The sequence below is a fragment of the Vreelandella sp. V005 genome (assembly GCF_052645115.1).
Map to the genome: position 1 here is coordinate 45,090 of NZ_JBQXYA010000007.1, position 25,498 is coordinate 70,587.

Below are 25,498 nucleotides of genomic sequence, written 5' to 3' on the forward strand. Positions count from 1 at the left end.
TACTGTTATCTTGCTCGCCTTAAAAAATCATCAACGAAATAGCCACGTCAACCAAGTCGAGACAGAGGAGGTGCTGCCGGCGGAAGGTCAATACGGTATACTGGCGTCACGCTAAGACGGCACTTGCGCCTTTGCGCAAGAATGCCGCTGACTAGACGATAACCTAGGAGCTGTTAGTCCATGACCGTGATTCGCCAGGACGACGTTATTCAAAGCGTTGCCGATGCTCTACAGTACATCTCTTACTATCATCCTAAAGATTTTATTGATGCCATGGCGGCCGCCTACGAGCGTGAAGAGAATCCCGCTGCGAAAGATGCGATTGCGCAAATTCTGATCAATTCGCGTATGTGCGCTACTGGGCATCGCCCGATTTGTCAGGACACCGGCATCGTTACCGTGTTTGTTCACGTGGGTATGAACGTGACCTGGGAAGCGGACATGAGCCTGGACGACATGATCAACGAAGGTGTTCGTCGTGCCTATCTGCTGCCTGATAACGTCCTGCGCGCCTCGGTACTGGCTGACCCTGACGGCAAACGTGCGAATACCAAAGACAATACTCCCGCCATTATCCATCACCAAATTGTGCCTGGTAACAGTGTGGAAATTCACGTGGCCGCTAAGGGCGGTGGTAGTGAAGCCAAGTCTAAATTTGCCATGCTTAACCCTTCCGATAGCGTCGTGGATTGGGTAATGGAGCAACTGCCTAAGATGGGCGCGGGCTGGTGTCCGCCTGGAATGCTGGGCATTGGCATTGGCGGCACCGCTGAAAAAGCGATGATGATTGCCAAAGAAGCGCTGCTGGATCCTATCGATATCCAGGATCTGCAGGCCCGCGGCCCCAGCAATCGCGCCGAAGAAATACGCCTGGAGCTGTTTGATAAGGTTAATAAGAGCGGCATAGGCGCCCAAGGGCTAGGCGGTTTAACCACCGTGCTCGATATCAAAGTGAAAGATTATCCGACCCATGCGGCCAATAAGCCCGTCGCGATTATTCCCAACTGTGCGGCGACGCGTCATGCCCATTTTACGCTGGATGGTTCAGGCCCTGCGGCCTTAAAAGCGCCGAAGCTGGAGGACTGGCCGGAAATCACTCGCGAGGCAGGCGATAACGTCAAGCGTGTCAATCTTGATACCGTGACACCCGCTGAAGTCAAAACCTGGCAGCCAGGCGATACGTTGCTGTTGAACGGTAAACTGTTAACCGGCCGCGACGCTGCCCATAAGCGCATGGTAGACATGCTAGCCAAAGGTGAGCCGCTGCCTGTTGACATGAAAGGGCGCTTTATTTATTACGTGGGCCCGGTTGATCCGGTCGGTGATGAGGTGGTGGGGCCCGCTGGTCCAACGACCGCCACACGAATGGATAAATTTACCCGCACCATGTTGGAAGAGACCGGCCTGTTAGGCATGGTAGGTAAGGCAGAGCGTGGACAAAGTGCCATAGAAGCCATCCGCGATAACGAAGCGGTATATCTGATGGCTGTGGGTGGCTCGGCTTACCTGGTAGCTCAAGCGATTAAGAAATCGCGGGTAGTGGGCTTTGAAGATCTAGGCATGGAGGCGATCTACGAATTCGAGGTAGAAGATATGCCCGTGACGGTGGCTGTCGATAGCCAGGGTACGTCGGTCCATCAAACAGGCCCTGCCAAGTGGAAAGAGATTATTGCTCAGTCAGCGTAGTAAAAGTGGTAAGGTTGCTTAGGCTTTGAACGCCTAGGTTTTAAGCGCATAAAGGCCTCGCTGACGGCGAGGCCTTGTTCTTTGTGAGGGCTTTATAAGGACGTGGCTATGACCTCCTGGTTGCTTGGGACCAGTATTTTACTGATTCACCTGTTGGGAATCGTTTCGGCGATTATGGCCTTAATGTCCAGCCGCACCTCCCAGGGGGCCGTTGCGTGGATTATATCGCTGCTTACTTTCCCTTACGTGGCACTGCCTGCTTACTGGTTTTTTGGTCGGCCGAGATTTTATGGCTATGTCTCGGCGCGGGGGCAGCGGGACACTGTGCTACGCCGCGTGCTGGTGCGTTATCGTGCCAACATAGAATCTTTCGTAGCGCCCTCCAATAATGCGGATATCCAAGCGGTGGAGCAACTTGCCATGATGCCCTTAACCCATGGTAACCATGCCACGCTGCTTATCGATGGCCCTGCGACCTTTGAAAGCCTTTTTGACGGTATTGACCGAGCAGAGCAGTACGTCCTGATACAGTTTTTTATCGTTCGCAGTGATGCACTGGGACAGCGCTTAAAGCAACATTTGCAACGTGCTGCGCAACGCGGCGTCCGCGTCTATTTCCTTTACGATGAGGTAGGGAGCCGTAAATTAAACGAAGGTTATCTCACCGACTTGACCAATGACGGGGTGTCGGTAAGCGCGTTTCGCTCATCACGTGGTTTAAAGCACCGTTTTCAGCTTAATTTCCGCAACCACCGCAAAGTCACCGTGATCGACGGCAAAGAGGGGTGGGTCGGTGGCTTTAACATAGGGGTCGAGTATTTAGGCGAAGATCCCCGCCATGGCGCCTGGCGAGATACACACTTGAAGCTTGAAGGACCAAGTGTACTCGGTTTACAGGAAGCATTTTGGGAAGATTGGCACTGGGCCACTGATGAAGTGATTAGCTTAAACTGGATGGCCGAAACGTCAGCGTCAACCAACCACCATGTGGTTATCGTACCTTCTGGGCCTGCGGATCGTCAGGATACGGCCAGTCTGCTGGTGCAACAGGTTATCCATAGCGCAAAGCAACGGCTTTGGGTGACCAGCCCTTATTTTGTACCCGACCAAGGCGTTCAAGATGCACTGCGATTAGCGGCAATGCGCGGAGTAGACGTACGGGTGATGATTCCCGAGCGGCCCGATCATTTGTTGGTTTTTCTGTCAGCGTTCTCTTTCTTACCGGACATGTTAAGAGCAGGTGTTAAAATATACCGTTATCTTCCTGGTTTTCTTCACCAAAAAGTAATACTCATTGACAACGATGCAGCAACAGTGGGCACGGTAAATCTGGATAACCGTTCATTTCGCTTGAATTTTGAAATCACTGCGTTCATTCCCAGTCAGGCGTTTGCTGCCAGCGTAGAGACCATGCTTGAAAATGATTTCGCACAGTGTCGCCGTGTCAGCATTGATGAAATTAACCAGCGCTCACTGTGGCTGAAGGTGGTTTCACGGGCGGCTTATTTAATGGCGCCGGTACAGTAGTTAAATAATCTCAAAGGAATCAAAATGCGTGAGCAAAGGGTGAGACAAGGAGTCTTGGGGTGAATCTTGAAACAAAATGGCTAGAAGATTTTGTCGCACTCGCCAATACACGCAGTTTCTCAGCGTCAGCCCGCCAGCGGCACGTGACACAGCCAGCGTTTAGTCGCCGCATACGAGCGTTGGAACAGGCGGTTGATGTCACCTTGGTGGATCGTTCGACTACCCCCGTTGGACTAACGCCAGAAGGGCAGTTGTTTTTGGTGACTGCCCGAAACCTAGTCGAACAGTTAAATGAGTCACTTAGCCATTTGCGAGGCCTGTCGATTGCCAACGAAGCGCTGGATATTGTCGCTGCTCACTCTTTAGCACTCAGCTTTTACCCGCCCTGGATTTCCCGTTTACAGCAAGGCTTAGGCGAATTACCGACGCGATTGGTAGCCATGAACGTGGGTGAGGCAATTCATGTGCTGCGCGAAGGCAATTGCGACCTAATGCTCGCTTATTACGACCCTTTTGCCACCATGCAGCTCGATGCCGAAGTGTTTCCTTCGTTCTCGATCGGGAAGGTCAACATGCTGCCCGTCTCGCTGCCGGATGCCCACGGCAAGACCAAATTTTCTCTTCAGCATGACACTTCCATTCCTTATCTTTCGTATACGCAGGGCGCGTTTTTGGGGAGAAGCGTACGCATGCTGCTCAAGAATGACCCATTGCGAATGAAGCTGCGTACCGTGTATGAAACGGCAATGGCTGAAGGCTTAAAAGGCATGGTGCTGCAGGGAGTAGGTGTTGCCTGGATACCGGATTTTTGTATTCGTGAAGAGCTGAAAAGCGGTCGCTTGGTCAGGGCAGGAGACCAAAGCTGGGACATTCCTTTGGAAATTCGCTTATACCGATGTTCAATGGTGCATAAACCCGGTGTCGAGCGTTTATGGCGGCAAATGATGAAATTGCCCCGCGATTTCCTGCAGGCATAGTTCATCCATAGCCCAGTCATATTTCAACCGGGCGGGTGTTTTTCACGTGAGTACTCAATTATTGCTAAAATCGGCAGGTAAACCGAGAAAGTTTTGAATAATAAAAAAGTGGTCTTCAAACAAGCTTTCAGGCTCAAGATCCGCCAGCGCCACCCAACGCGCATGATCACCGCCTTTCACAGGCTTCAAACGGGGTAACTGTTGGTCGGGGCGCAGCGCAAAGTAGAACGCTTCTGCCAAGGTACGGCCTCGCCAACTGCGATGGGGCTCGTCAAATAGGTGCTGGCCACGCAATGAGCCCTTAAGTACCGGTTCAGGCACCTTCAACCGTATGCGCTCGCGAAGCTCGCGCAAACAGGCATCGAGTAAACGCTCATTGGGATGAATAAACCCGCCTGGCAGGGCGTAAAGCCCTTTACCCGGTGCCGCTGTCCGCCGTGCCAGCAGGACATGGCCTGATTGCACCACAACCGCATTTACCGTCACAAAGATAGGTGGGTAGGGGGCATGAGCCCACCCCTGGCGGTATTGGTCTAATAACTGCTGTTCTTCGAGCAGGCGCTGATAGTCGCTTGCATGGCAAAAACGTTTTACCCGTTCGACGACGCCGTTAGGCAAGTCATGGTAGGCACCGGTGCCTAAGTAATCTTCTGCGGCGCTAGGCGAACGAAACAGGCGCTCCCGAATTTGGCTGGCGGAAATACCTTCCACCAATGGCACACTCACCGACTCCCACTGTGGAAACAGGGAAAGGTAGTAGCTTGATTGCCCGCGGCTGGCTCCAATCAACCCAATGCGGGGCAGACGAGCATTAACGGGGGCGGCCAAATCACGCACTTTGCGCTGCACGTCTCGTACCCAAACGTCATCGTTGTAAAGCGCATCCAGTAGCGGGGTTATCTCTAACCGTTGATTGTCACCATCATCAAAGGCTGCACGAAGCATGGCTTGCCGCTCATCGAATCGCCACGGGTTGCGTAATGAGCGGGCCTGCCATGCTGAGCCCACCAGTATGATCACCTGCCGTGCGCGTTTCAGCGCTTCACGAATAATCGCTAAGTGCCCGAGGTGAGGCGGTTGGAAGCGCCCGATAAACACTAAGCAGTCGAAATCGCAAGCAGTCGTGGAGCACGCAATATCGGTGGCCATCCAAGCTTCCTTTTGGTGTGCTGATATCAAAAAGTTAACCTACCAGAAAACTGCGCTAAACGCTGTGGTTAGGTATGCTAGAGAAAACAGCCTATTGATAACGCTTAAAATTTGTCTTAATACTAAGACACAGGGAGTGGACATGATAAAACGTACGGCTAATTTTTGGTGGCAAGTCACCCAAGACGCCACTTCATTATGGCTGGAACGCAATGCGTTTAGCTATGCGGGTTCGCTTGCGTTTTATACGCTTTTCTCATTGGCACCGACGATTATCATCGCCGTCACGGTAATCGGTGTGGTGATGGGAGAAGAGGCCGCTCAGGGGCAAATAGTCGCTCAGTTACAGGGCACGTTAGGCGTTGATGCCGCCATTGCCATTCAGGAAGCCGTTGCACAGTCGAGAATCGAAGAGTCGGGCCTGTTGCCTACGCTGTTAGGAGTAGGCGCGCTCATGGTGGGTGCAACAACTGTCTTTGCGCAAATGCAGTTTTCGCTCAATACCATTTGGGGTGTAACGGCAAAGCCTACCTCTAACAGTGCGTTGAGATTTATCAAAAGCCGCTTACTTTCGCTAACCGTGGTTCTGTCTATCGGCTTTATACTGCTGGTATCGTTGGTGCTTGGGGTAGTGCTGCGTGGCATGTTGATTGCTGCAGACAACTTATTACCCTTCGCTAGCCTGTTTACGACCTCACTTGAATCGCTCATTTCAGTTGCTATGGTGACCCTGCTATTTGCGACTATCTTTAAAGTGCTTCCCGACGTGGTGTTGCGCTGGAAAGATGTGCTCATAGGCGCAGTGGTGACTGCCGTGCTGTTTACGCTGGGTCGCAGCGTTATCGCGATTTATTTGGCTTATACCGCCACCGCTTCCACCTACGGTGCTGCAGGGTCAGTGGTGATGATACTGCTATGGGTGTATTACAGCTCCTTGATATTGCTGTTTGGCGCAGCGTTTACGCGTTCTCTGCTATTGCGCCGTGGGCACCCTCTGATTCCGCGTAACAGCGCCGTGTTGATCAAGCAAGAGTATGTTCAATAACGGATAGTGAGGAGGAGAGCATGACGGATTGCTGCGTACGTGCCTTGGTCACGGGTAAGGTGCAAGGCGTATGGTTTCGCCGGGCGACCCAAGAGAAAGCGCTTCAGCACAGCCTCACCGGTTACGCTAAGAACCTGCCGGACGGTCGTGTTGAAGTGCTGATGTGTGGTCACTCAGACGCGGTCAAGCTGCTAAGTGAATGGCTATGGCAAGGCCCAGAAGGGGCGCAAGTCACCCACGTCGAGCTTGACGTGCTGGATGATTGTCGCGCCCCTAGCCATTTCGCTACTCACTAGGTGACTCGAGCCTAGTGAAGTCCTAGTACTGGCAAGAAAGAACGTAATCCCCCTGCTTAGGCGCTTTTCCATGCGCGGATATTATTAGCCGTAAGGCTGACAATATTCTGCCGGGCTTCGGGGGTAATCCAGGCATTGTGAGGCGTAACAATTAGGTTGAGCGGCTCACTGAGCGCTTCTAATAGCGGATGGCCCTCTTTAGGCGGTTCTGCGGGCAGTACATCAACGCCCAAACCACCCAATTGGCCGCGGCGTAATGCTTCAAGTGCAGCGACTTCGTCGATAACCCCGCCGCGAGCACAGTTAACCAACAGTAAAGACGGTTTGGCCCTGGCCAGGCGCTCTCGATTAATCAAATGCTTGGTGGCGTCACTGAGGGGGCAGTGCAAGCTAATTACGTCAGCGTCGGTTAGCAGGTCGTCCAGTGCGGGGCGCTGGTCGTTGGCTTCGTTGCCTGGCCTAGCCGCAAACGTCACGCGCATGCCGAACGCTTCCGCCAGCCGCGCCACTTCTGTGCCCAGTTCACCTTGCCCCACCATGACCAAATGCTTGTCGGACAGCTGCAGCGTTGGGTAATCCTGCAAACAAAAAAAGTCGCTGCGCTGCCATTCGCCAGCCGCGATATCGCGTTGATAGCGGGGAAGACGATTAGCCAAGGCGAGTATCAGCATCAATGTATGCTGCGACACGCTGGCGGTACCGTAAGCAGCTACGTTTTTAACCTCGATATTTTGCGCTTTTGCCGTTTCGAGATCGATATTATTGAGCCCCGTGGCGAGCACGCATATCAGTTTTAGATTAGGCAGTTGCCGCAACGTTTCAGCGTCCAGTACTACCTTGTTAACTATGGCAATGTCCGCTTTTGTTAAGCGCTCAAGCGTCTGCTGCGTGGTGCTTTGCTCAAACACCTCTAGGTGTGTGACCGACTCCCTTATAGCGCTTAAATCTATCCCAGGGCCTAGGCTTTGTGCGTCTAATATGACGGCATGCGGCATTTTATTCTCTCCATTAACTGCCGAAGGCTGCATAACCTTGCTCGGCAGGGGTCACAAAAGGGTATAATGGCGGCGCTTTATCAACCGCAGCCTTGGAATTTATTTCGACAGGCCACATATTGGTTGCCTGGCAGCGTTTGTGTTCGCCACTGTTCTTTTCTTTCAGCACTTGGTTTTCCAGGACTGTGTCTGTCAGTACTGAATCTGTCAGGGTTGAGCTTTTTAGGAGCCAATAACATGCCCATCTATGAATATGAGTGCAAGGCCTGTGGCCATCGCCTAGAAAAATTGCAAAAAATTAGCGCCGATCCGTTGAAGGATTGTCCCGCCTGCCAGAGCGAAGGCTTGGAGAGGCTAGTCTCGGCGGCGGGCTTCCGCTTGGCTGGCGGCGGTTGGTACGAAACCGATTTTAAAACGGGTAGCAAAAAGAACTTGGTCGCTGAAGGTAAGACTGCCTCTTCAGATACTGCTAAATCAAGCGATTCCAGTGCTACTCCCAAGAGCGTTACTCCCAGTGACAAAGGCGCCGCAGCATAACTGCGGCAGTCAGGGTCGGGACGCCCGCGACATTTTAATTGCCACGTAACAGAACAGGATTTGACATGCGCAGCCATTATTGCGGCCAGCTAAACGAAACTTTGGTGGATCAAACAGTGACGGTATGCGGGTGGGTTCACCGCCGCCGTGATCACGGTGGGGTTATTTTCCTCGACATGCGCGATCGCGATGGCATCGCTCAATTCGTGGTCGACCCTGATACCGCCGAGGCGTTCGCTAATGCCGACCGTGCCCGCAGTGAGTATGTCCTGCGTATCACTGGTCGCGTACGGCTGCGTCCTGAAGGTACCCAAAATCCCAACATGCCTACGGGTATGATTGAAGTGCTGGCGAAAGAGGTGGAAGTTCTCAATACGGCCATTACACCGCCTTTCCAGCTGGACGAACATGGCAAGGTGGGTGAAGAGGTGCGCTTAAAGCACCGTTATATCGATCTTCGTCGCCCCGATATGATCGAGAAGCTACGCCTGCGTTCGAGCATTTCTCACAACGTACGTGCTTATCTGGAAAGCCAAGGCTTCCTCGATATCGAAACACCGGTACTCACGCGCGCCACGCCAGAAGGCGCACGCGACTACTTGGTACCTAGCCGTACCCACGCGGGCAGTTTCTTTGCACTGCCACAGTCGCCGCAGTTGTTTAAACAGCTGTTGATGGTGGCTGGTTTTGACCGTTATTACCAAATTGCCAAGTGTTTCCGCGATGAAGACCTGCGCGCCGATCGCCAACCTGAGTTTACTCAGATCGATATCGAAGCGTCATTCGTGGAAGAGAGCGACATCATGGGCATTACGGAATCCATGATTCGTCAGCTTTTCCAAGATGTGCTTAACGCTGAATTGCCTGAATTCCCTCGCATGACTTGGCAGGAAGCGATGGATCGTTTCGGCTCGGATAAGCCGGATCTGCGCATCCCGCTCGAATTAACCGATGTCGACGATCTGATGCAGCAAGTCGATTTCAAAGTCTTCTCTGGCCCAGCCAGCGCTGATGATGGTCGTGTCGCGGCATTGAAAGTATCCGGTGGCGCCAAGTTATCGCGTAAAGAGATCGACGAATACACCAAGTTTGTCGGCATTTATGGTGCCAAGGGCTTGGCGTGGATCAAGGTCAACGAGCGTGCTAAAGGGCTCGAGGGTCTGCAGTCACCGATCGTTAAGTTCATGGAAAACATCGTTGAAGAGTTACTCGACCGGGTGAGCGCTGAAGATGGCGACATTATCTTCTTTGGTGCGGATAAAACCCGCATCGTCAACGAAGCCATTGGTGCGCTACGCGTTAAGCTAGGCGCTGATCTGGAGCTTTACACTCAGGAATGGGCGCCGCTATGGGTCGTCGACTTCCCGATGTTTGAAGCCGACGACAACGGCCGCCTTAGCCCGCTTCACCACCCGTTCACTGCGCCTTCTTGCACACCGGAAGAGCTGAAAGCGGACCCTGCGAACGCACTGTCTCGCGCTTACGATATGGTGCTCAACGGTACTGAATTGGGCGGTGGCTCCATTCGTATTCACGACCAGACCATGCAGAGCACCGTGTTTGAGATCCTGGGCATCGGTAAAGCAGAAGCTCAAGAGAAATTCGGATTCCTGCTGGATGCGCTGCAGTACGGCGCGCCGCCCCATGGTGGTTTGGCCTTTGGCCTGGATCGCTTGGTCATGCTGATGGTCGGCGCTAAGACTATCCGCGAAGTGATTGCTTTCCCGAAAACCCAAAGCGCTGCTTGCTTGATGACCAATGCACCGGGCGAAGTGAGCCCCGAGCAATTGAAAGACCTGAATATCCGTCTACGGCAGAAAGCCAAGCCAGAAACTGCCACCGAATAAAATGGTTAGTTGAGTGCATAGCACCGACGCTCCGGCGTCGGTGTTTTTGTATAAAGCCCTAATGAGTTTCGACGACATGGATGAACTAAAGTCTGCCAGCCCTATTCGGATTCTGGGCATTGACCCAGGATCTCGTGTGACAGGGTATGGCGTCATCGACATGGTCGGTGTCAAACCTTGCTATGTGGCAAGTGGCTGTATCCGAACCGCAGAGGGCGCGCTAGAACAACGCTTGGCACAAATTTATGCAGGTCTTAGTGAAGTCGTTGGCTTGCATCAGCCTAGCCAGGTGGCGATCGAGCGGGTGTTTATGGCCAAAAACCCTGACTCTGCCTTGAAATTGGGTCAGGCGCGCGGCGTGGCACTGGTGTGTATCGCCAATCATGGGCTAGGCCTTGCTGAGTACGCGGCAAGGCAAATCAAGCAAGCGGTCACCGGGCAGGGTGGTGCTGACAAAGAGCAGGTTCAGCACATGGTGACGGCAATCTTGCAGCTTTCCGCCACTCCCCAAGCCGATGCGGCTGATGCGCTGGCGATTGCGTTAACGCATGCATTTAGTGGTTCTGCCTTTAGCAGCCCTGGCCTACCTGCCGCACCAGCGCGGGCTCGCCGACGCTCCACCGGGCGCTGGCGTTTGTAAGCCTTTCTCTGCTTGTGACTGAACTACTGGTCACCTGTACAGAGTCGCTTTATAGTAAGCGACGGTTGTTACCTGTTTTTTATTACCTTTTTTCACATCAGTTTGAGTGACTTTATGATTGGACGTCTGAGTGGACAGCTAGTGGCAAAGCAACCTCCCTGGATTGTGATCGACGTTCATGGGGTAGGTTACGAACTGGAAACCTCGATGAATACGCTGGTTGCCCTGCCAGCCATCAACGAAAGCGTTTCCTTATTTACCCATTTAACCATTCGTGATGATGCCCACTTACTCTATGGCTTTGGCCGTGAGCACGAACGTGCACTCTTCCGCGCACTGATCAAGGTCAATGGTGTAGGACCCAAACTCGCACTCGCCATTCTATCGGGGATGGATGAGGACGCCTTTATGCGCTGTGTGCGTGACGACGACAGTAAAGCGCTCACGAAATTGCCAGGCGTGGGTAAAAAAACGGCTGAGCGTCTGATCATTGAAATGCGGGACCGTTTCCCTGAGTGGGAAGATGGTAGCAATGTGCTACTGCCTCTTGAGTCCACCAATGGCCGCATGCCTGCCCGCGATAACCTTGCCGATGCAGAAGCCGCCTTAGTAAGCTTGGGGTACAAGCTTACGGAGGCATCGAAAATGTTGGCAGACATTGACCCCAATCAGTCTACCGAAGCGCTAATCAAAGCGGCACTCACCCAACGCATGAGTGGTTAAGGCTAAGCAGGCAGCGGTATCAGGATACAATTGCGGATAGCGGATAGACCTTGGTGAATAGACCTTTTGAATCGCCTTAAAGAAGAGCACTTATGCTAGAACACGATCGGCTAATTGCCGCTGAGCCTGAACAGGGAGAAGGGCGGATTGATTACGCGATTCGCCCTAAGCGGCTGGACGACTATATTGGCCAACCGCGTGTCCGGGAGCAGTTGGAAATCTTTATTGGCGCCGCACGACTGCGCGATGAGAGCCTGGATCACACCCTGGTATTCGGCCCTCCTGGTCTGGGTAAAACGACTCTTGCACATATCATTGCCACCGAGATGGGCGTGGGTATGAAGTCCACTTCAGGACCGGTACTTGAGCGGGCAGGGGATCTGGCCGCCATGCTGACTAACCTGGAGCCCGGCGACGTGCTCTTTATCGATGAAATTCATCGCCTCTCACCGGTGGTCGAGGAAGTGCTTTACCCGGCCATGGAAGATTTTCAGCTGGATATTATGATTGGCGAAGGTCCGGCTGCGCGCTCTATCAAATTGGACTTGCCCCGCTTTACGCTAGTGGGCGCAACCACCCGGGCCGGTTTATTGACCTCGCCATTGCGAGATCGGTTTGGCATCGTCCAGCGGCTCGAGTTTTACAACCTCGAAGAGCTGACCGAAATCGTTTCGCGCTCTGCGCGCCTGCTAGGTGTTGAAACCAGCCATGACGGGGCGATCGAAGTCGCCCGCCGCTCGCGTGGAACGCCGCGAATCGCTAACCGGCTGTTACGTCGCGTACGTGATTACGCAGAAATGAAAGGCAACGGCGTGGTCGATGTCACCATGGCTGATGCGGCGCTTAATATGCTCAATGTGGATCACCACGGCTTGGATCATATGGATCGGCGGTTACTGCTGGCCATGATCGATAAATTCGATGGTGGACCGGTGGGGATCGATTCGCTATCAGCTGCCATCAGTGAAGAGCGCGATACAATCGAGGATGTCATTGAGCCCTATCTAATTCAGCAAGGCTTGATAATGCGCACGCCACGCGGGCGCGTCGTGACTCGCCAGGCGTGGCTGCATTTTGACCGTGTACCTCACGATCAAGCGACCGATATGGAAGGGGAGCGTCGTCCTTGAGTATACCGATTGACCAGGATTACCGTCTGCCGCTGCGTGTTTATATGGAAGATACTGACGCAGGTGGTATTGTCTACTACGTTAACTACTTGAAGTTTATGGAACGCGCGCGCAGCGAATGGCTGCGCCAACTGGGGCTTGATCAACAAACGCTGCTAGACGAAGGTACACAGCTAGTGGTATACCGCTTGGCCTGTCATTACGCGAAACCGGCTCGCCTGGATGATGTCCTGGAAATTAGCGCTCATGTCATCGATATTGGGCGCTGCCGGATGACCTTTGAGCAGCAAGTTTGGCGTGGAGTGGAACTCCTCTGTTCAGCCACAGTCGAGATAGCCTGCTTAAGCGCTGAGCGTCTGCGGCCTAAAGCATGGCCAGCTTCGTTGAAAATTTTGACCCGGGCCTCTTAACCAAGAGGTCACTCACTGCGTCGGCAATACCGACCCTAATAGATTGATGAGGGCACCTGTGAACGATAACACCATGTCCATTCCCCACTTGATAATGAATGCCAGCACGGTTGTGCAGCTGGTGATGTTGCTACTGTTGGTGGGGTCGGTTCTCTCTTGGGTAGTAATTTTCCAGCGCAGCATTGCATTGCGCCGCGCCAAGCAAGAGTACAACCAGTTTGAGGAGTCTTTTTGGTCGGGTGTCGACTTAAATGAACTCTATCGTGAAATCCCTGCCGATGATCCGCGTCATGGTGCCGAGCATATTTTTCAAGCGGGTTTTCGCGAGTTTAACCGCCTGATGCCTAAAACCCGCGATGCAGATACCGTTTTGGAAGGCGTACAGCGAAGCATGCGTGTTGCCTGGTCACGGGAGGAGGATCGCTTGACCCAGCATTTGGTGTTTCTGGCTACGGTAGCATCGGCAAGCCCTTATATTGGGTTATTCGGCACCGTATGGGGCATTATGGGGTCATTCCAGGCCCTGTCATTAACCCAACAAGCGACCCTTGCAACAGTGGCACCCTGGATTGCTGAGGCTCTGATTGCCACGGCCATGGGCTTGTTTGCGGCTATCCCAGCGGTCATTTTTTATAACCGCTTATCCAATACATCTTCTCGCTTACTCGGTAAATATGAAGATTTTGCCGAGGAGTTTCACGCTATCCTGCACCGTAATTTGCAAGGTCGTGACGGCAAGCCAAGCGCGGATTAAGGGAGACAGCCATGCAAGGACCTTTCAATCGCAGTGGTAAAAGCAAACCAATGGGTGAGATCAATGTGGTTCCTTTCATTGATGTCATGCTGGTACTGCTCGTTGTGTTTATGATTACCGCGCCCATGTTAACCCAGGGCGTACAAGTGGAACTGCCACAAGTTACTTCCCAGCCCATTGAAACGCAGGAAGACAACGACCCAATCGTCATTTCGGTTGATAGCGAGGGAGGATACTTCATCACCCTGGGTGAAGACTCGAACGCCGTCTCGCTGGATGAAATGGCGGTGCGTGTCACCACTATCCTTGAACGCCGCCCCGGCACGCCGGTGATGGTACGCGGTGACCGCAATGTAGCTTACGGACAAATTGTTGTCCTGATGAGTACATTGCAAGGCGCTGGTGTAGCTAACGTGGGGCTGCTTTCTGAGCCGCCGCAAGATGGGTAAAGGTAGCGCGCACATGGTAGTAAACTCCCCGCGCGATCCTCAAGATGTTGGCTATAAGTGGCCAACTGTCCTGGCGATTGGTGTGCACGTCGCGATCGTCTTATTTAGCTTGATCAGTTTGCCGACTCGCAACGCCGAGCCTGATAGTTCATCCATCGTTCAGGCCACACTGGTGAGTACCGAAACCTTTACTGATCAGGCCCAGCAGGCAACGGAACAGCAAGCGGCGATGAATGCGCCTGCTGAAGCGCCTGCGGAACCCGATGCGCCAGACGAACCTTCGGCCAGTGAAGCGCAAGCTGCCGCCGAACAACAAGCAGCCGAAGAGGCTGCTCAGCAAGCAGCGGAAGCGGAGGCGGAGGCGCAAGCATTAGAAGCGGCGCGTGAGGCCGCGGAAGCAGAAGCACAGCGTCGCGCTGCTGAGGCGGCTGAACAAGCTGAACAGCAGGCCGCTGAAGCCGCTGAGCGTGAGGCAGAGGCCGAAGCCGTAGCTGAACGACAGCGTGAGGTGGAAGAGGCGCGTCGCCAGCAAGAGGCGGCGGAGCAGCAGCGCCAGGCAGAGGCGGAAGCTGAACGCCAGCGTGAAGCAGAAGAACAGCAGCGGCGTGAAGCGGAAGAAGCCGAACGCCAACGTGAAGCAGCAGAGCAGCAGCGCCGCGAAAAGGAAGAAGCCGAGCGTCAACGCGAAGCCGAAGAGCAGCGTCTTCGTGAAGAGGAAGCGGCTCAGCGAGAACGTGAGGCAGAAGCCCAGCGCCAACGTGAAGCCGAAGAGCAGCAGCGTCGCGAGGCCGAGGCAGAGCGTCAGCGCCAAGCTGCGGAAGCCGCCGAGGCGGCGATGCAACGCCAGTTGGCAGGGGAGGCCGAAGCGGCCGCTAATGCTCAGCAAGCGGAACAGGCGGCCAATAGTTTTATCAATATTGTCCGTCGTGCGGTTGAACAGGCATGGTTGATTCCGGCCGGTGCAAGTGATTCGATGAGTGCTACCCTACAAGTTAGGCTAGGGCCGTCTGGGGAATTATTGGCAACGTCGATCGTGACATCCAGTGGCGATAGTGCTTTTGATCGGTCTGTCATGCAGGCTGTTGAACATGCTGCACCGTTTGGTGAGTTGCGAGACTTACCAGCGGATCAGCAGCGTAATTTACGTCAGTTTAATCTGCGATTTACCCCGGGAGATGTTCGCTGATGCAAAGTTTGAGCAAAGTATGGTTATTCTGTGCACTACTCCTAGTGAGTAGTGTGGCAAGTGCCAACCTAACCATTGAAATTACGCGAGGAAGCGATCAAGCGCTGCCTATTGGCGTGGTACCGTTTGCGGGTTCAGAGGGAATGCCGGAGGACGTCGCCCAAATTGTTCAAGATGACCTTGAGCGCAGTGGTTATTTCGACCCGTTAGCGCGTAGCGCCATGTTTGAACAGCCTAGTCAATCCGATGATGTTGAGTTCGGGACCTGGCGGTCACTAGACGTACGCTACTTGGTCGTTGGCCGTGCAGCGCAAACCAGCGGTGGCTTCGAAATACAGTTTGAGCTGATGGATATTAGCGGCCAGCGCCGGATGATTGGCGAAACCGTCACCGTAAGAGGCAATGACTTGCGTGGTGCCGCTCATTACATTAGCGATCAAATTTTTGAAGAGATCACCGATATTCGTGGTGCTTTCTCAACCAAAATCGCTTACGTCACTGCCCAGGGTATTGGCGACAATATGCAGTTCGGCTTGTACGTTGCCGACGCAGATGGGCGCCGCAGCGAGCAAGTATTGACCTCTGATGAGCCCATCATGTCACCCGCTTGGTCTCCAGACGGCACCAAGCTTGCCTACGTATCTTTTGAAACGGAGCGTCCGGCTATCTATATCCAGGATGTCGCCACTGGGCAGCGTGTTATGGCAACCTCGTTTGACGGTATCAACGGTGCACCAGCATGGTCGCCCGATGGACGCCGTATTGCGATGTCGCTCTCAAAAGATGGCCAGCCAGAAATTTATATCATGGATGTGGCTAACCGTTCAGTAGAGCGAATTACCAATAACAACAGCATTGACACTGAGCCCGCTTGGGCGCCAGATGGACGCAGCTTGCTGTTTACCTCTGACCGCAGCGGTGGTCCGCAACTTTATCAGTACTCAATGGGTGGTGGAGATGCTGAGCGCATAACGTTTACCGGTAATTACAATGCCCGGGGACGCTACTCACCAGACGGTGAACAGATATTCTTGATTCACCGCTCTAGCCGTGGCTATCAAGTGGCAAGGCAAGATGTAAGCGGTGATCGCTTAGTAGTTTTAAGTGAATCGACAAGAGATGAATCTCCTAGTGTTGCGCCGAACGGGACCATGGTAATCTTCGCTACCCAACAGGGTAACAGCGGGGTGCTAAGTGCTGTTTCTGCCGATGGTCGCTCTTCCTTTAGACTGCCATCAGCACAGGGCGATGTACGTGACCCAGCTTGGTCACCCTTCTTAAATTGATCAACACCATTGATTAATATTGAAATTTTTAGTTTTCAGGCAAGGAGTCTGATTATGCAACTTAAACCGTTGGCTCGCTCACTAGCAGCAGCGCTATCTATCGTGGTAATCGCTGGCTGTTCCAGCACCGGCGGAACCCAAGACGGTGACTCGTACGGTAGCCAGGACGGCAGCACTACCGGATCAAGCACCTCGGGTACAGGCACGGGTAGCCAGTACGGTTCTTCTTCTGGCTCAGGCGCTGGTCAGCAGGCTGATTCACGCATTCCAGAAGTAAGGACTATCTATTTCGATTATGATCGCGACACGATCAAAAGCGAGTATGAATCTGTAGTAATGGCGCATGCGCGTTACTTGCGTGCTAACCCCAGTGCTCAGGTGGTTCTACACGGGCATACGGATGAGCGCGGCACACGTGAATACAATATGGCGCTAGGTGAGCGTCGTGCCAATGCGGTAGAGCGCTTCCTGAACATTCAGGGCGTCTCTTCTTCGCAGATGAGCGTCGTTAGCTATGGTGAAGAACGTCCGGCCGTTAACGGCCAAGACGAGAGCGCCTATTCGCAGAATCGTCGCGTCGTGTTTAATTACTAAGCCTTTAACTACTGATGAATTCGGCGTGCTAATCGCACGCCGTTTTTCTCTACGGAGTCATCATGAATCACAGTCTCAAGCGTCTCATTGAGAGGCTGTGCGGTGCGGGAGCCATAGCGCTCCCGCTGTCCGTATTGCCCCTGGTGGCCGTTGCCCAGCAGCCACTTGTTCAAGATCTTTCCAGTGCTGACTCTTCAAACAGCAGCTTCTATCAACAGACGCAGCGTCAAGAAGCGTCTAGCGGTAATTTAGTGCTGTTTAATCAGGTTCAAGAGCATCAACAAGAGATCCAGCAACTGCGCGGCCAGATTGAAGAGTTGCGTCACCAATTAGAACAACTCCGTCGTCAATCGCAGCAGCAGTATCTAGATATTGAAGATCGCTTGATGAGCAGTGGGCCAACCCAGATCGAGCAATCGACGCCAGCGGTTGAGCCGGAAGCGGCCGCAGAGGTCGTTAATGCGCCTTCCGCCAGCAACGTCAGCGAAGACGCGCAAGCAGATTACCAAGCCGCTTTTGCCCACGTTCAAGCACGCCGTTTTGAAGAAGCAATTGCGGCCTTTGAAGGCTTTGTCAGCGATCATCCTGATACCAGTTTAACGGCTAATGGCCATTACTGGTTGGGTGAATTATACGCCGCAGAGGGAGAGCTGGAGTCGGCGGATCAAGCATTTAGCCATGTTATCGAGCAGTACAGCGGTAGCAGCAAAGTGCCTGATGCGATCTATAAGCTAGGCTTGGTAAAAGCACGTCAAGGCGAAGCGGAACGCAGCCGTGAACTACTTGAGCGAGTGCGTGACGACTACCCGCAAAGCAGTGCCGCAGGGCTTGCCAGCGACTTCTTGCGCCAATCGGCAGGTTAATATTTTTTTGAGCCATTTTTGCTTCAGGGAATCAGCATGAGCTGCAAGATCGACTATCAACCAGCGCCCAACCTATTGGAAAATCGCGTCGTGTTGGTAACCGGCGCAGGAGACGGAATTGGCAGGGCGGCAGCGTTGAGCTACGCCCAGCATGGCGCTACGGTGATTCTATTGGGGCGTACCATCGCTAAATTAGAGCGTGTTTACGATGAAATCGAAGCGGCTGGTGGCCCCCAGCCGGCGATTTTTCCGCTCAATTTTGAAGGCGCTACGCTGAAAGATTTCCATGATATGGCCGAAACGCTGGATCAGGAATTTGGCCGCTTAGATGGGCTGCTACACAACGCTGGGCTGTTAGGTCGTATTACGCCGTTTGAGCAGTACAACCCTGAATTATGGCAGCAGGTGATGCAGGTCAATATCAACGGGCCTATCTGGATGACGCAAGCGCTGCTGCCATTGCTGCAGCAATCGGATGATGCTTCGGTGATCTTTACATCTTCAAGCGTTGGCCGCAAGGGACGTGCCTATTGGGGCGCGTATTCGGTTTCTAAGTTCGCCACAGAAGGCTTTGTCGATGTGCTCGCCGACGAATTACATAATCAGCCGAATATCCGCGTGAATTCGCTTAACCCAGGCGCCACGCGTACTCAAATGCGGCGCACTGCGTTCCCCGGTGAAGATCCGTTTACCCTGCGTACGCCGGAAGAGATAATGCCGACTTACCTATGGTTAATGGGCTCCGATAGTGCGGGCACCAGCGGTCAACAGCTCGATGCCCAGCCGCCTCGGGTTTAAGCTGTTAAGTACTCACCAAACTCTTAAGCACTAAAGCGGTGTCGGTGCCCATGGATGTCAGCGTTTAAAAGTTAGCGCTTGAAAGCACCCAGGGCATCGACCAGCATCGCACACTCTTCAAACCATATGTCAGCAGGCCACTGCTGGTAGTCATCCTCTTCGCTAATATACCCATAGCCAACCGCCACGGCGGTCATCCCCGCGGCCACGGCCGCTTCCATATCTCGCACATGGTCACCGATATACCAGCACCGTTCAGGGGCCACGCCAAGGCGGTGAGCAGCTTCCCAGAGCGGCTCGGGGGCTGGTTTTTTGACGCTCAAATCATCCGCGCATAGCAGCGCTCCAGGTTGCAGCAAAAGTGCTTCTAACAACGGTAAGGTGTAGCGGCGCGGTTTATTGGTCACGATCCCCCAAGGCCGCTGACTGCCGTGCCACTCTTGTAGCCACACATCAAGTGGCGAGAAAACCCGGCTATGCACAGCGACGGCCTGCTCATAGGCATCGAGTAAAAACTGGCGTGCTTGGATATGCCCATCAGCGGTGGCCTCTAATCCTAGCGCCAGCGTGACCAGGGCACTCCCCCCGTTAGAAACTTGGCGGCGAATTACCTCAAAAGGTAGCGGCGCTAACCCATGGTGAGCGCGAAGGGCATTGGTGGCGTTGGCCAAATCAGGGGCGGTATCGACCAGCGTGCCGTCCAGGTCGAAGAGTATTGCTTGCGGTGCTTGTAGCGACATTTAAGCGTTCACCTTGCGGCAATACATCATGTAATTGACCGAAACATCGTGGCTAACCAAACGGTAATGGCGGGTCAGCGGGTTATAGGTCAGCCCTGTCTGTTCGCGCACTTCTAAACCACTATGACGAGACCAAGCCGCCATTTCTGAAGGGCGAATAAATTTTGCGTAAGTATGCGTGCCACGCGGCAAGAGTTTAAGCACATACTCAGCGCCTAAAATGGCAAACGCGTAGGATTTTGGGGTTCGATTCAAGGTAGAGAAAAACACATAACCACCGGGGCGTACCAGGGCGCTGCAGGCACGAATAACGGAAGCAGGATCCGGCACGTGTTCAAGCATTTCCATACAAGTTACCACATCATAAAAGCCGGGCTTTTGAGCGGCCAGTGCCTCCACACTGATATGTTGATACTCCACCTTTACGCCACGCTCTTCGGCATGTAAACGAGCCACTGCTAACGGTGCTTCGCCAAGGTCAATGCCCGTTACCTTCGCCCCGCGGTGGGCCATAGACTCGCTTAAAATACCACCGCCACAGCCGACATCAAGCACCTTCTTACCCGCTAATCCTGAGCGCGCGTCAATAAAGTCTAGGCGCAGGGGGTTGATATCATGCAGGGGCTTAAATTCACCTTGCGGGTCCCACCAGCGGCTAGCAAGCGCTTCAAATTTGGCGACTTCCGCTGCATCGACATTGCCTTGATAGTGATGAGCAGTGCTATCCTGTGATGTCGCTTGCATAGTGTGACTCCCATAAATTTTGAACATTTAGCAAAATATTGACGTGTAACCACTTGTTCGCTGTTCGCGAGGTGGTATCCATTCACGCCTTCAGTATTATGGACATTCTAACCACTCCTGTGTCGGAACGCATGAAAAGGACCTTGCTATGATTCGTAAAGCCGTACTTCCTGTTGCTGGGTTTGGTACTCGCTGCTTGCCAGCATCGAAAGCTATTCCCAAGGAGATGATTACCATTGTCGATAGGCCGGTGATTCAGTACGTCGTGGAAGAGGCCATTGCTGCCGGCATTCGTGAAATCGTGCTGGTCACAAGTAGCAACAAAAGCGCCATCGAGAACCACTTCGATACCCATGCTGAGTTGGAAGCCAGCCTGGAAAAGAAGGGCAAACACGAATTATTGACGATGTTGCGCAATTTAGTTCCGGATGACGTCAATATCATTAGTATCCGGCAAGGTGTGCCTTTAGGACTTGGCCATGCGGTGCTATGCGCTCGTCCGATCATTGGCGATGACGAACCATTCGCGGTGCTGCTGCCCGATGTGCTGGTCGATAACAGCGCCAATTCAGCAACTGATTTAGCGGGCATGTTAGCGGCCTTCGACCAACAGCAAACGGCGCAGTTGATGGTAGAAGAGGTCGCCTGGGAACAAGTGGAGAAATACGGGATTGTGGCCCCCAAGGAGGAAGCGCCTGCTGCCAATGAATCTGCCGACTTGGTCGGTATGGTGGAAAAGCCCAAACGTGATGATGCCCCTTCGAATCTTGCCGTAATAGGCCGCTATGCACTGCCAGGTAGTATTTTTTCGATCCTGGAAAAGACCCCGCCGGGTGCGGGTGGTGAAATTCAATTGACCGATGCCATTGAGTCCCTGCGCGAGCAGTCGGGTGTTCAGGCCTATCGTATGCAAGGTATCACTTACGATTGTGGCCAGCCCTTAGGGTATCTCGAAGCCACTCTTGCCTACGCGCGCCGTCACCCCGAGTTTGGAGAGGCTTTCCAAACACTGCTGTCACGTTACCACCAGGAGGCGTAACGCATGCAGGTGTTACTTTACGGCAGCGAATTAAGCGCCGCGACGGCTGCGGCGGCGCTTGCTTGGGTGGGCCATCAGGTTCAGTGGTTACCCCATGCAGATGCGCCCTGGTCGACCCTTTCCCAGGAGGACTGGTTACGCAGCGAACCGCATTTAATGACCCAGCTCGAGCAGGGTTTAGCCGAGGGCTCTCTGCAGGTCATTGAGCACCTTGAGGATGCCGTCGTTCCTGAAGTGATCTGGATGGCCTTATCGCCGGCACAGCGAAGTGCTGCCAGTGAAATTCTTGACACATCGTTGTTAGCCGATCAGCACAGTATCGTGCTGATCAATAACTCGACATTCCCAGTTGGTGAGACCGAGCGCCTGCATACGTTAATGGGGTCTCAGCATACCAGTGTGGCGCTTCCCGACACCCTAGAAGAGGGCCGTGCGTGGGACTCTTTTACACGCCCAACCCGACGCTTGCTAGGCTGTGACGATGCCATGGGGGAGCAAGTCACCAGAGAGCTCTTACGCGCTTTTAACCGTCGCAGTGAAGTCTTTCAGTGTATGCCACGCCGCGCGGCGGAGTTAACGAAGCTGGCCATTAACGGAATGCTGGCCACACGAATCAGTTATATGAATGAAATTGCTGGTTTGGCTGATACTCTGGGCGTGGATGTCGAGCATGTCCGCCAAGGCATGGGGGCCGATTCGCGTATCGGCTTTGAGTACCTGTACCCTGGTTGTGGTTTTGGGGGGCCTAACTTCTCTCGCGATTTGATGCGCTTAGCCGATGTACAGCTAAAGAGTGGTCGGTATTCAGCGTTGCTTGAGCAAGTGATGGATATTAACGAGCAGAAAAAAGAAACCCTGTTTCGAAAGCTTTGGTCGCATTTCTCCGGCGAAATGGCAGGTAAAACGGTGGCGATTTGGGGGGCTGCATTTAAACCCGGCACCGCCCGTATTGATCATGCGCCCGTGTTGACCTTGCTTGAAGCGCTTTGGGCGCAAGGAGTCAAGGTTCAACTTCATGACCCGGCCGCGGTGCCTGCTTTGCATGCGCTGGTAGGGAATCGTGAGGACCTGCGTACGTATACGCATGATCCCTACCAAGCCTGCGAGGGAGCCGATGTGCTAATGCTGGTGACCGAATGGAAAACCTATTGGAACCCGGACTGGCATCGGCTTAGCGCGTTATTAAACGCTAAGCTCGTATTAGATGGACGCAACATTTACGACCCTGAATTTGTTGCTAGCTGTGGATTAATGTACCGAGGTATAGGCCGCCGTGCCGACCCTAAGACTCTCTGAGGAACTGTTATGCCAGACGCCACTGCATCCTCTCGAATTGTGCCCGATGTGGATCAAAGTTTGACGGCGCAGCATTTGCGCCACCGAAAGGGGCCTATCCTGTGGCCATTATGGCTATGCTTGCTCTTAATCATTGCCCTGTTGGGTGCGGCGGCGGCTGGACTCTGGTACGAACGTGAACGACTGTTAGACGAACTACATAGGGTGAGTGGAGAAGTATCAAATGTTCATGCTCGCTTGGATTCGGATGACACGGGTGTACAAGATACGATAACCTTTGTACAAGCTCAGATGTCGACGCTCTTCCAAGAGCAAGAGCAACTCTCCATTGCGCTGAACGATACCCGCGAAGAGTTGTACAGCCTACTTACCATGAATGAGGACATGGCTTCTAGTGATTCGATTAATTCATTGCTCCAGCAGTTAAACCAGCTTAATGAGCAGGCTGAATTGCGTGACAGCCAACTGATGGCAATGCGGGAATCGCTGGATGCACTGGAACAAACGGGAACCTCGGGACGTCAGAACCTTATTGAAGAAGTGTCCCACCTGGAGCAACTGACCGAACAGCGCCTGTCTGTATTGGATAGCCAGCTCAATTCGATGGGTAGTGATTGGGAAGAGCAGTTGTCAGCGCAAAGAAACGCCATTGAGGCACGCTTTGACGAATTGGAATCTTCCGTTGCTGAGGTTGAAGCGCCCGCGGATCAACAAGCGCTAGCGGCATTAGAGCAGGAGTGGTCTCAACGCTTGAATTCGCTGGAGAGCGACGTGAGGCAAGTTCGTCAAGCACAGCTCGCGTTCAGTGCTCAATTAGAAATGTTGCGTTAAAAAATCTGCATAATGGTTATACGTTCTGCTACTGAGATTTTGCTAAGACGTTGTAATGCTTAGGTAATGAAGCCGCTGATTTAGGTTAGGATAAAATGTATGGGAAGACAACGGCGATGGACTTCAGCCACTGGTCGCACCGTGTTGGTGGTGCTTCCACTGTTATACGTATCGCACGGAGCATGGGCATTACAGGCGACGATCACGGGTGTTTCCGATGAAGTCGAAGGCAATATTCAAGCTTATCTACAGAACGTCGAGGCTGAGCAGTACACCGAAGTACGCTTGGAAGGCGAGGTTCGCCAGCGCACCCAAGAAGCTATGCGTGTGTATGGTTATTACGAGCCTGATATCTCTTTCGGACACGCTGACGATGAGCGAGTGTCGCTGGATATTGATCCAGGGCCGCAAGTTGAAATTGAAATTTTATCCATCAATGTCGAAGGCGACGCCAGTGGCGATCCACCCTTTCAGCAAGCAGTAGAGGACTTTCCGCTGGAAGAGGGCAATGTGTTGCGGCATGCTCCTTGGGAGCGCTTGCGTGGTCAACTCTCCGGATTGGCTATTGAGCGAGGCTATTTCGACTGGGGCTTTACGGACCGTCGTATGGAAGTGCGTCCTTATTTACAAAGTGCGCGCCTCTATATGGATTTTGACAGCGGGCCACGCTACCAGTTTGGAAACACGTCGATAACGGGCAGCCATATCGAGCTCGATCGATTACGCCGTATACAGCCCTTTGAAAGTGGTGATCCTTATCTCGCGCAAACACTGGCTGACTATAACCAATCGCTTGCAGAAACCGGCTGGTTTAGCTCAGTGTCAGTACGCCCACGCCTTGAAACAGCGCAAGAGTTAACCATTGCTCCTCCTGGCGGTGGCGACCCATGGTGGAGCGAAGCCACCGCGTCTCAGCCTGAGCGCCCACGGGTCAGCAGTGCCGCGTTAGCCAGTGCATTAATCCTTAATAAACCCAGCGACACGCAATTACCTATCGATGTCACCGTTGAGCCTGCTGACCGTCATCAGTTCGAAGTCGGTATTGGCTACGCAACCGACGTAGGCCCCAGGCTACGGTTTGGTTGGGAACAGCCATGGATCAATCGCTATGGCCATAGTCTGGATCACGATCTCTATTTATCCGCGCCTGAGCAGCGTTTTACCGGGGTATATAACGTTCCGTTAGAAGACCCGCTGCGCGATAGCTATCGGCTTCAATACGGTATCCGCAACGTCGACGACAGTGATACCCAATCACTCGAAGGTACCGTCGAAATTGCAAGACGCTGGGAGTTTGATAACGACTGGGTACAAACCGTTTACTTCCGCACCACTTATGAAGACTTCGAGCAGGGCGGTGAAGCCGACCAAGTATGGCTGTTTTACCCTGGGGTTCAGTGGTCTCGGACCCGAACACGTCCTCAGCGCTTTCCATTATGGGGCGATCGCCAACAGCTTTCGTTGGAGTACTCTGACAAGGTCTGGGGGTCAGATGCACAGTTCACCCGTGTTACGGCCGATACCGAGTGGATTCGCACCATTGGCAACGATAACCGCTTCTTAGCGCGGGTAAGCGTAGGCGCTATCGAAACCGATGACTTTGCCAAAATTCCGCCGTCGCTACGCTTTTTTGCCGGTGGTGACCGCAGTGTGCGGGGTTATTCTTATGAAAGTCTTTCTCCGCGCAATGAACAAGGTCGACTACGTGGCGGCCAGCAAATGCTTACCTCTACCCTCGAGTATCAACGCCGTGTCACGGGAGATTGGTGGGCAGCCACCTTCGTTGATAATGGCGATGCTTTTGATAACTGGGGGCCCAATGATTTAAAAACAGGCGCCGGTGCCGGGGTGCGCTGGGTGTCACCGGTCGGGCCAATTCGCTTTGATATCGCTCATCCCTTTGATGATGAAGACGATTGGCGTTTGCACTTTTCCATCGGACCGGAATTCTAGGAG

26 protein-coding genes are annotated in these 25,498 nt (G+C 53.4%); 22 read left to right on the plus strand and 4 right to left on the minus strand.

Annotated features, from left to right (window positions below):
- Positions 1 to 180 precede the first annotated feature (180 nt).
- From ACUN8H_RS14940 to ACUN8H_RS14950, 3 genes are all read left to right on the plus strand, one after another.
- A complete protein-coding gene (locus tag ACUN8H_RS14940; RefSeq protein WP_445532857.1) occupies positions 181 to 1,686 on the plus strand; it encodes a fumarate hydratase in 1,506 nt (501 codons plus the stop codon).
- A 108-nt stretch (positions 1,687 to 1,794) separates the two neighbouring features.
- A complete protein-coding gene (gene cls, locus ACUN8H_RS14945) occupies positions 1,795 to 3,213 on the plus strand; it encodes a cardiolipin synthase (protein ID WP_445532858.1) in 1,419 nt (472 codons plus the stop codon).
- 59 nt (positions 3,214 to 3,272) lie between these two features.
- A complete protein-coding gene (locus tag ACUN8H_RS14950) occupies positions 3,273 to 4,190 on the plus strand; it encodes a LysR substrate-binding domain-containing protein (protein WP_445532859.1) in 918 nt (305 codons plus the stop codon).
- Positions 4,191 to 4,244: 54 nt separating this feature from the next.
- Here ACUN8H_RS14950 and ACUN8H_RS14955 read toward each other — a convergent pair whose 3' ends face one another.
- On the minus strand, positions 4,245 to 5,339 hold the full coding sequence (locus ACUN8H_RS14955; protein WP_445532860.1) for a bifunctional nicotinamide-nucleotide adenylyltransferase/Nudix hydroxylase: 1,095 nt from the start codon (positions 5,337 to 5,339) through the stop codon (positions 4,245 to 4,247).
- Between the two features lie 142 nt (positions 5,340 to 5,481).
- On the opposite strand from ACUN8H_RS14955, the gene ACUN8H_RS14960 reads away from it, so the two are divergent.
- On the plus strand, positions 5,482 to 6,384 hold the full coding sequence (locus tag ACUN8H_RS14960) for a YihY/virulence factor BrkB family protein (RefSeq protein ID WP_445532861.1): 903 nt from the start codon (positions 5,482 to 5,484) through the stop codon (positions 6,382 to 6,384).
- Between the two features lie 20 nt (positions 6,385 to 6,404).
- Positions 6,405 to 6,680: an acylphosphatase gene (locus tag ACUN8H_RS14965; protein ID WP_445532862.1), complete on the plus strand. Its 276-nt coding sequence runs from the start codon at positions 6,405 to 6,407 to the stop codon at positions 6,678 to 6,680.
- 56 nt (positions 6,681 to 6,736) lie between these two features.
- Here ACUN8H_RS14965 and ACUN8H_RS14970 read toward each other — a convergent pair whose 3' ends face one another.
- Complete coding sequence (locus ACUN8H_RS14970; RefSeq protein ID WP_445532863.1) at positions 6,737 to 7,675, minus strand: D-2-hydroxyacid dehydrogenase; 939 nt, start codon at positions 7,673 to 7,675, stop codon at positions 6,737 to 6,739.
- Positions 7,676 to 7,912: 237 nt separating this feature from the next.
- Here ACUN8H_RS14970 and ACUN8H_RS14975 point away from each other — a divergent pair, with 237 nt between their 5' ends.
- From ACUN8H_RS14975 to ACUN8H_RS15035, 13 genes are all read left to right on the plus strand, one after another.
- A complete protein-coding gene (locus tag ACUN8H_RS14975) occupies positions 7,913 to 8,212 on the plus strand; it encodes an FmdB family zinc ribbon protein (protein ID WP_445532864.1) in 300 nt (99 codons plus the stop codon).
- 65 nt (positions 8,213 to 8,277) lie between these two features.
- Positions 8,278 to 10,059, plus strand: coding sequence for an aspartate--tRNA ligase (gene aspS, locus ACUN8H_RS14980; protein WP_445532865.1), 1,782 nt, complete (start codon positions 8,278 to 8,280; stop codon positions 10,057 to 10,059).
- A gap of 76 nt (positions 10,060 to 10,135) precedes the next feature.
- Positions 10,136 to 10,699, plus strand: a complete 564-nt coding sequence (ruvC, locus tag ACUN8H_RS14985) for a crossover junction endodeoxyribonuclease RuvC (RefSeq protein ID WP_445532866.1) — start codon at positions 10,136 to 10,138, stop codon at positions 10,697 to 10,699.
- A 114-nt stretch (positions 10,700 to 10,813) separates the two neighbouring features.
- Positions 10,814 to 11,422 carry a Holliday junction branch migration protein RuvA gene (gene ruvA, locus ACUN8H_RS14990; protein ID WP_445532867.1) on the plus strand — a complete coding sequence of 203 codons (609 nt, stop codon included), beginning with the start codon at positions 10,814 to 10,816 and terminating at the stop codon, positions 11,420 to 11,422.
- Positions 11,423 to 11,514: 92 nt separating this feature from the next.
- Positions 11,515 to 12,552: a Holliday junction branch migration DNA helicase RuvB gene (ruvB, locus tag ACUN8H_RS14995; protein WP_445532868.1), complete on the plus strand. Its 1,038-nt coding sequence runs from the start codon at positions 11,515 to 11,517 to the stop codon at positions 12,550 to 12,552.
- Entirely contained in the window at positions 12,549 to 12,962 is a 414-nt protein-coding gene (gene ybgC, locus ACUN8H_RS15000; RefSeq protein WP_445532869.1) for a tol-pal system-associated acyl-CoA thioesterase, read from the plus strand. The genes ruvB and ybgC overlap by 4 nt, the downstream gene beginning before the upstream one ends.
- 58 nt (positions 12,963 to 13,020) lie before the next feature.
- Positions 13,021 to 13,716: a protein TolQ gene (gene tolQ / locus ACUN8H_RS15005; RefSeq protein ID WP_445532870.1), complete on the plus strand. Its 696-nt coding sequence runs from the start codon at positions 13,021 to 13,023 to the stop codon at positions 13,714 to 13,716.
- Positions 13,717 to 13,727: 11 nt separating this feature from the next.
- Positions 13,728 to 14,165 (plus strand): protein TolR, encoded by a 438-nt coding sequence (tolR, locus tag ACUN8H_RS15010; RefSeq protein ID WP_445532871.1) that lies wholly within the window; start codon positions 13,728 to 13,730, stop codon positions 14,163 to 14,165.
- A gap of 13 nt (positions 14,166 to 14,178) precedes the next feature.
- Entirely contained in the window at positions 14,179 to 15,351 is a 1,173-nt protein-coding gene (tolA, locus tag ACUN8H_RS15015) for a cell envelope integrity protein TolA (RefSeq protein ID WP_445532872.1), read from the plus strand.
- Positions 15,351 to 16,637 (plus strand): Tol-Pal system beta propeller repeat protein TolB, encoded by a 1,287-nt coding sequence (gene tolB / locus ACUN8H_RS15020; RefSeq protein ID WP_445532873.1) that lies wholly within the window; start codon positions 15,351 to 15,353, stop codon positions 16,635 to 16,637. The genes tolA and tolB overlap by 1 nt, the downstream gene beginning before the upstream one ends.
- Before the next feature lie 54 nt (positions 16,638 to 16,691).
- Positions 16,692 to 17,231 carry a peptidoglycan-associated lipoprotein Pal gene (gene pal / locus ACUN8H_RS15025; protein ID WP_295709181.1) on the plus strand — a complete coding sequence of 180 codons (540 nt, stop codon included), beginning with the start codon at positions 16,692 to 16,694 and terminating at the stop codon, positions 17,229 to 17,231.
- Between the two features lie 62 nt (positions 17,232 to 17,293).
- Positions 17,294 to 18,094 carry a tol-pal system protein YbgF gene (gene ybgF / locus ACUN8H_RS15030; protein ID WP_445532874.1) on the plus strand — a complete coding sequence of 267 codons (801 nt, stop codon included), beginning with the start codon at positions 17,294 to 17,296 and terminating at the stop codon, positions 18,092 to 18,094.
- 36 nt (positions 18,095 to 18,130) lie between these two features.
- Complete coding sequence (locus ACUN8H_RS15035) at positions 18,131 to 18,892, plus strand: YciK family oxidoreductase (protein ID WP_445532875.1); 762 nt, start codon at positions 18,131 to 18,133, stop codon at positions 18,890 to 18,892.
- A gap of 71 nt (positions 18,893 to 18,963) precedes the next feature.
- On the opposite strand, the gene ACUN8H_RS15040 is transcribed toward ACUN8H_RS15035, so the two are convergent.
- Complete coding sequence (locus tag ACUN8H_RS15040; RefSeq protein ID WP_445532876.1) at positions 18,964 to 19,632, minus strand: HAD-IA family hydrolase; 669 nt, start codon at positions 19,630 to 19,632, stop codon at positions 18,964 to 18,966.
- Complete coding sequence (gene ubiG / locus ACUN8H_RS15045; protein ID WP_445532877.1) at positions 19,633 to 20,376, minus strand: bifunctional 2-polyprenyl-6-hydroxyphenol methylase/3-demethylubiquinol 3-O-methyltransferase UbiG; 744 nt, start codon at positions 20,374 to 20,376, stop codon at positions 19,633 to 19,635. It abuts the gene before it with no gap.
- 148 nt (positions 20,377 to 20,524) lie between these two features.
- On the opposite strand from ubiG, the gene galU reads away from it, so the two are divergent.
- From galU to tamA, 4 genes are all read left to right on the plus strand, one after another.
- The gene (gene galU, locus ACUN8H_RS15050; RefSeq protein ID WP_445532878.1) at positions 20,525 to 21,415 is read left to right on the plus strand and encodes a UTP--glucose-1-phosphate uridylyltransferase GalU; all 891 of its coding nucleotides are present in this window, start codon (positions 20,525 to 20,527) and stop codon (positions 21,413 to 21,415) included.
- A 3-nt stretch (positions 21,416 to 21,418) separates the two neighbouring features.
- Positions 21,419 to 22,711 (plus strand): nucleotide sugar dehydrogenase, encoded by a 1,293-nt coding sequence (locus ACUN8H_RS15055; RefSeq protein ID WP_445532879.1) that lies wholly within the window; start codon positions 21,419 to 21,421, stop codon positions 22,709 to 22,711.
- A gap of 9 nt (positions 22,712 to 22,720) precedes the next feature.
- Positions 22,721 to 23,542 carry a hypothetical protein gene (locus ACUN8H_RS15060; RefSeq protein ID WP_445532880.1) on the plus strand — a complete coding sequence of 274 codons (822 nt, stop codon included), beginning with the start codon at positions 22,721 to 22,723 and terminating at the stop codon, positions 23,540 to 23,542.
- 99 nt (positions 23,543 to 23,641) lie between these two features.
- On the plus strand, positions 23,642 to 25,495 hold the full coding sequence (gene tamA, locus ACUN8H_RS15065; protein ID WP_445532881.1) for an autotransporter assembly complex protein TamA: 1,854 nt from the start codon (positions 23,642 to 23,644) through the stop codon (positions 25,493 to 25,495).
- The last annotated feature ends 3 nt before the right edge of the window (positions 25,496 to 25,498 follow it).

Bases quoted from the DNA above. Each gene is read 5' to 3' on its own strand.
- ACUN8H_RS14940 (WP_445532857.1), top strand. From the start codon at position 181: ATGACCGTGATTCGCCAGGACGACGTTATTCAAAGCGTTGCCGATGCT.
- cls (WP_445532858.1), top strand. From the start codon at position 1,795: ATGACCTCCTGGTTGCTTGGGACCAGTATTTTACTGATTCACCTGTTG.
- ACUN8H_RS14955 (WP_445532860.1), bottom strand. From the start codon at position 5,339: ATGGCCACCGATATTGCGTGCTCCACGACTGCTTGCGATTTCGACTGC.
- ACUN8H_RS14960 (WP_445532861.1), top strand. From the start codon at position 5,482: ATGATAAAACGTACGGCTAATTTTTGGTGGCAAGTCACCCAAGACGCC.
- ACUN8H_RS14965 (WP_445532862.1), top strand. From the start codon at position 6,405: ATGACGGATTGCTGCGTACGTGCCTTGGTCACGGGTAAGGTGCAAGGC.
- ACUN8H_RS14970 (WP_445532863.1), bottom strand. From the start codon at position 7,675: ATGCCGCATGCCGTCATATTAGACGCACAAAGCCTAGGCCCTGGGATA.
- ACUN8H_RS14975 (WP_445532864.1), top strand. From the start codon at position 7,913: ATGCCCATCTATGAATATGAGTGCAAGGCCTGTGGCCATCGCCTAGAA.
- aspS (WP_445532865.1), top strand. From the start codon at position 8,278: ATGCGCAGCCATTATTGCGGCCAGCTAAACGAAACTTTGGTGGATCAA.
- ruvC (WP_445532866.1), top strand. From the start codon at position 10,136: ATGGATGAACTAAAGTCTGCCAGCCCTATTCGGATTCTGGGCATTGAC.
- ruvA (WP_445532867.1), top strand. From the start codon at position 10,814: ATGATTGGACGTCTGAGTGGACAGCTAGTGGCAAAGCAACCTCCCTGG.
- ruvB (WP_445532868.1), top strand. From the start codon at position 11,515: ATGCTAGAACACGATCGGCTAATTGCCGCTGAGCCTGAACAGGGAGAA.
- tolR (WP_445532871.1), top strand. From the start codon at position 13,728: ATGCAAGGACCTTTCAATCGCAGTGGTAAAAGCAAACCAATGGGTGAG.
- tolA (WP_445532872.1), top strand. From the start codon at position 14,179: ATGGTAGTAAACTCCCCGCGCGATCCTCAAGATGTTGGCTATAAGTGG.
- tolB (WP_445532873.1), top strand. From the start codon at position 15,351: ATGCAAAGTTTGAGCAAAGTATGGTTATTCTGTGCACTACTCCTAGTG.
- pal (WP_295709181.1), top strand. From the start codon at position 16,692: ATGCAACTTAAACCGTTGGCTCGCTCACTAGCAGCAGCGCTATCTATC.
- ybgF (WP_445532874.1), top strand. From the start codon at position 17,294: ATGAATCACAGTCTCAAGCGTCTCATTGAGAGGCTGTGCGGTGCGGGA.
- ACUN8H_RS15035 (WP_445532875.1), top strand. From the start codon at position 18,131: ATGAGCTGCAAGATCGACTATCAACCAGCGCCCAACCTATTGGAAAAT.
- ACUN8H_RS15040 (WP_445532876.1), bottom strand. From the start codon at position 19,632: ATGTCGCTACAAGCACCGCAAGCAATACTCTTCGACCTGGACGGCACG.
- ubiG (WP_445532877.1), bottom strand. From the start codon at position 20,376: ATGCAAGCGACATCACAGGATAGCACTGCTCATCACTATCAAGGCAAT.
- galU (WP_445532878.1), top strand. From the start codon at position 20,525: ATGATTCGTAAAGCCGTACTTCCTGTTGCTGGGTTTGGTACTCGCTGC.
- ACUN8H_RS15055 (WP_445532879.1), top strand. From the start codon at position 21,419: ATGCAGGTGTTACTTTACGGCAGCGAATTAAGCGCCGCGACGGCTGCG.
- ACUN8H_RS15060 (WP_445532880.1), top strand. From the start codon at position 22,721: ATGCCAGACGCCACTGCATCCTCTCGAATTGTGCCCGATGTGGATCAA.
- tamA (WP_445532881.1), top strand. From the start codon at position 23,642: ATGGGAAGACAACGGCGATGGACTTCAGCCACTGGTCGCACCGTGTTG.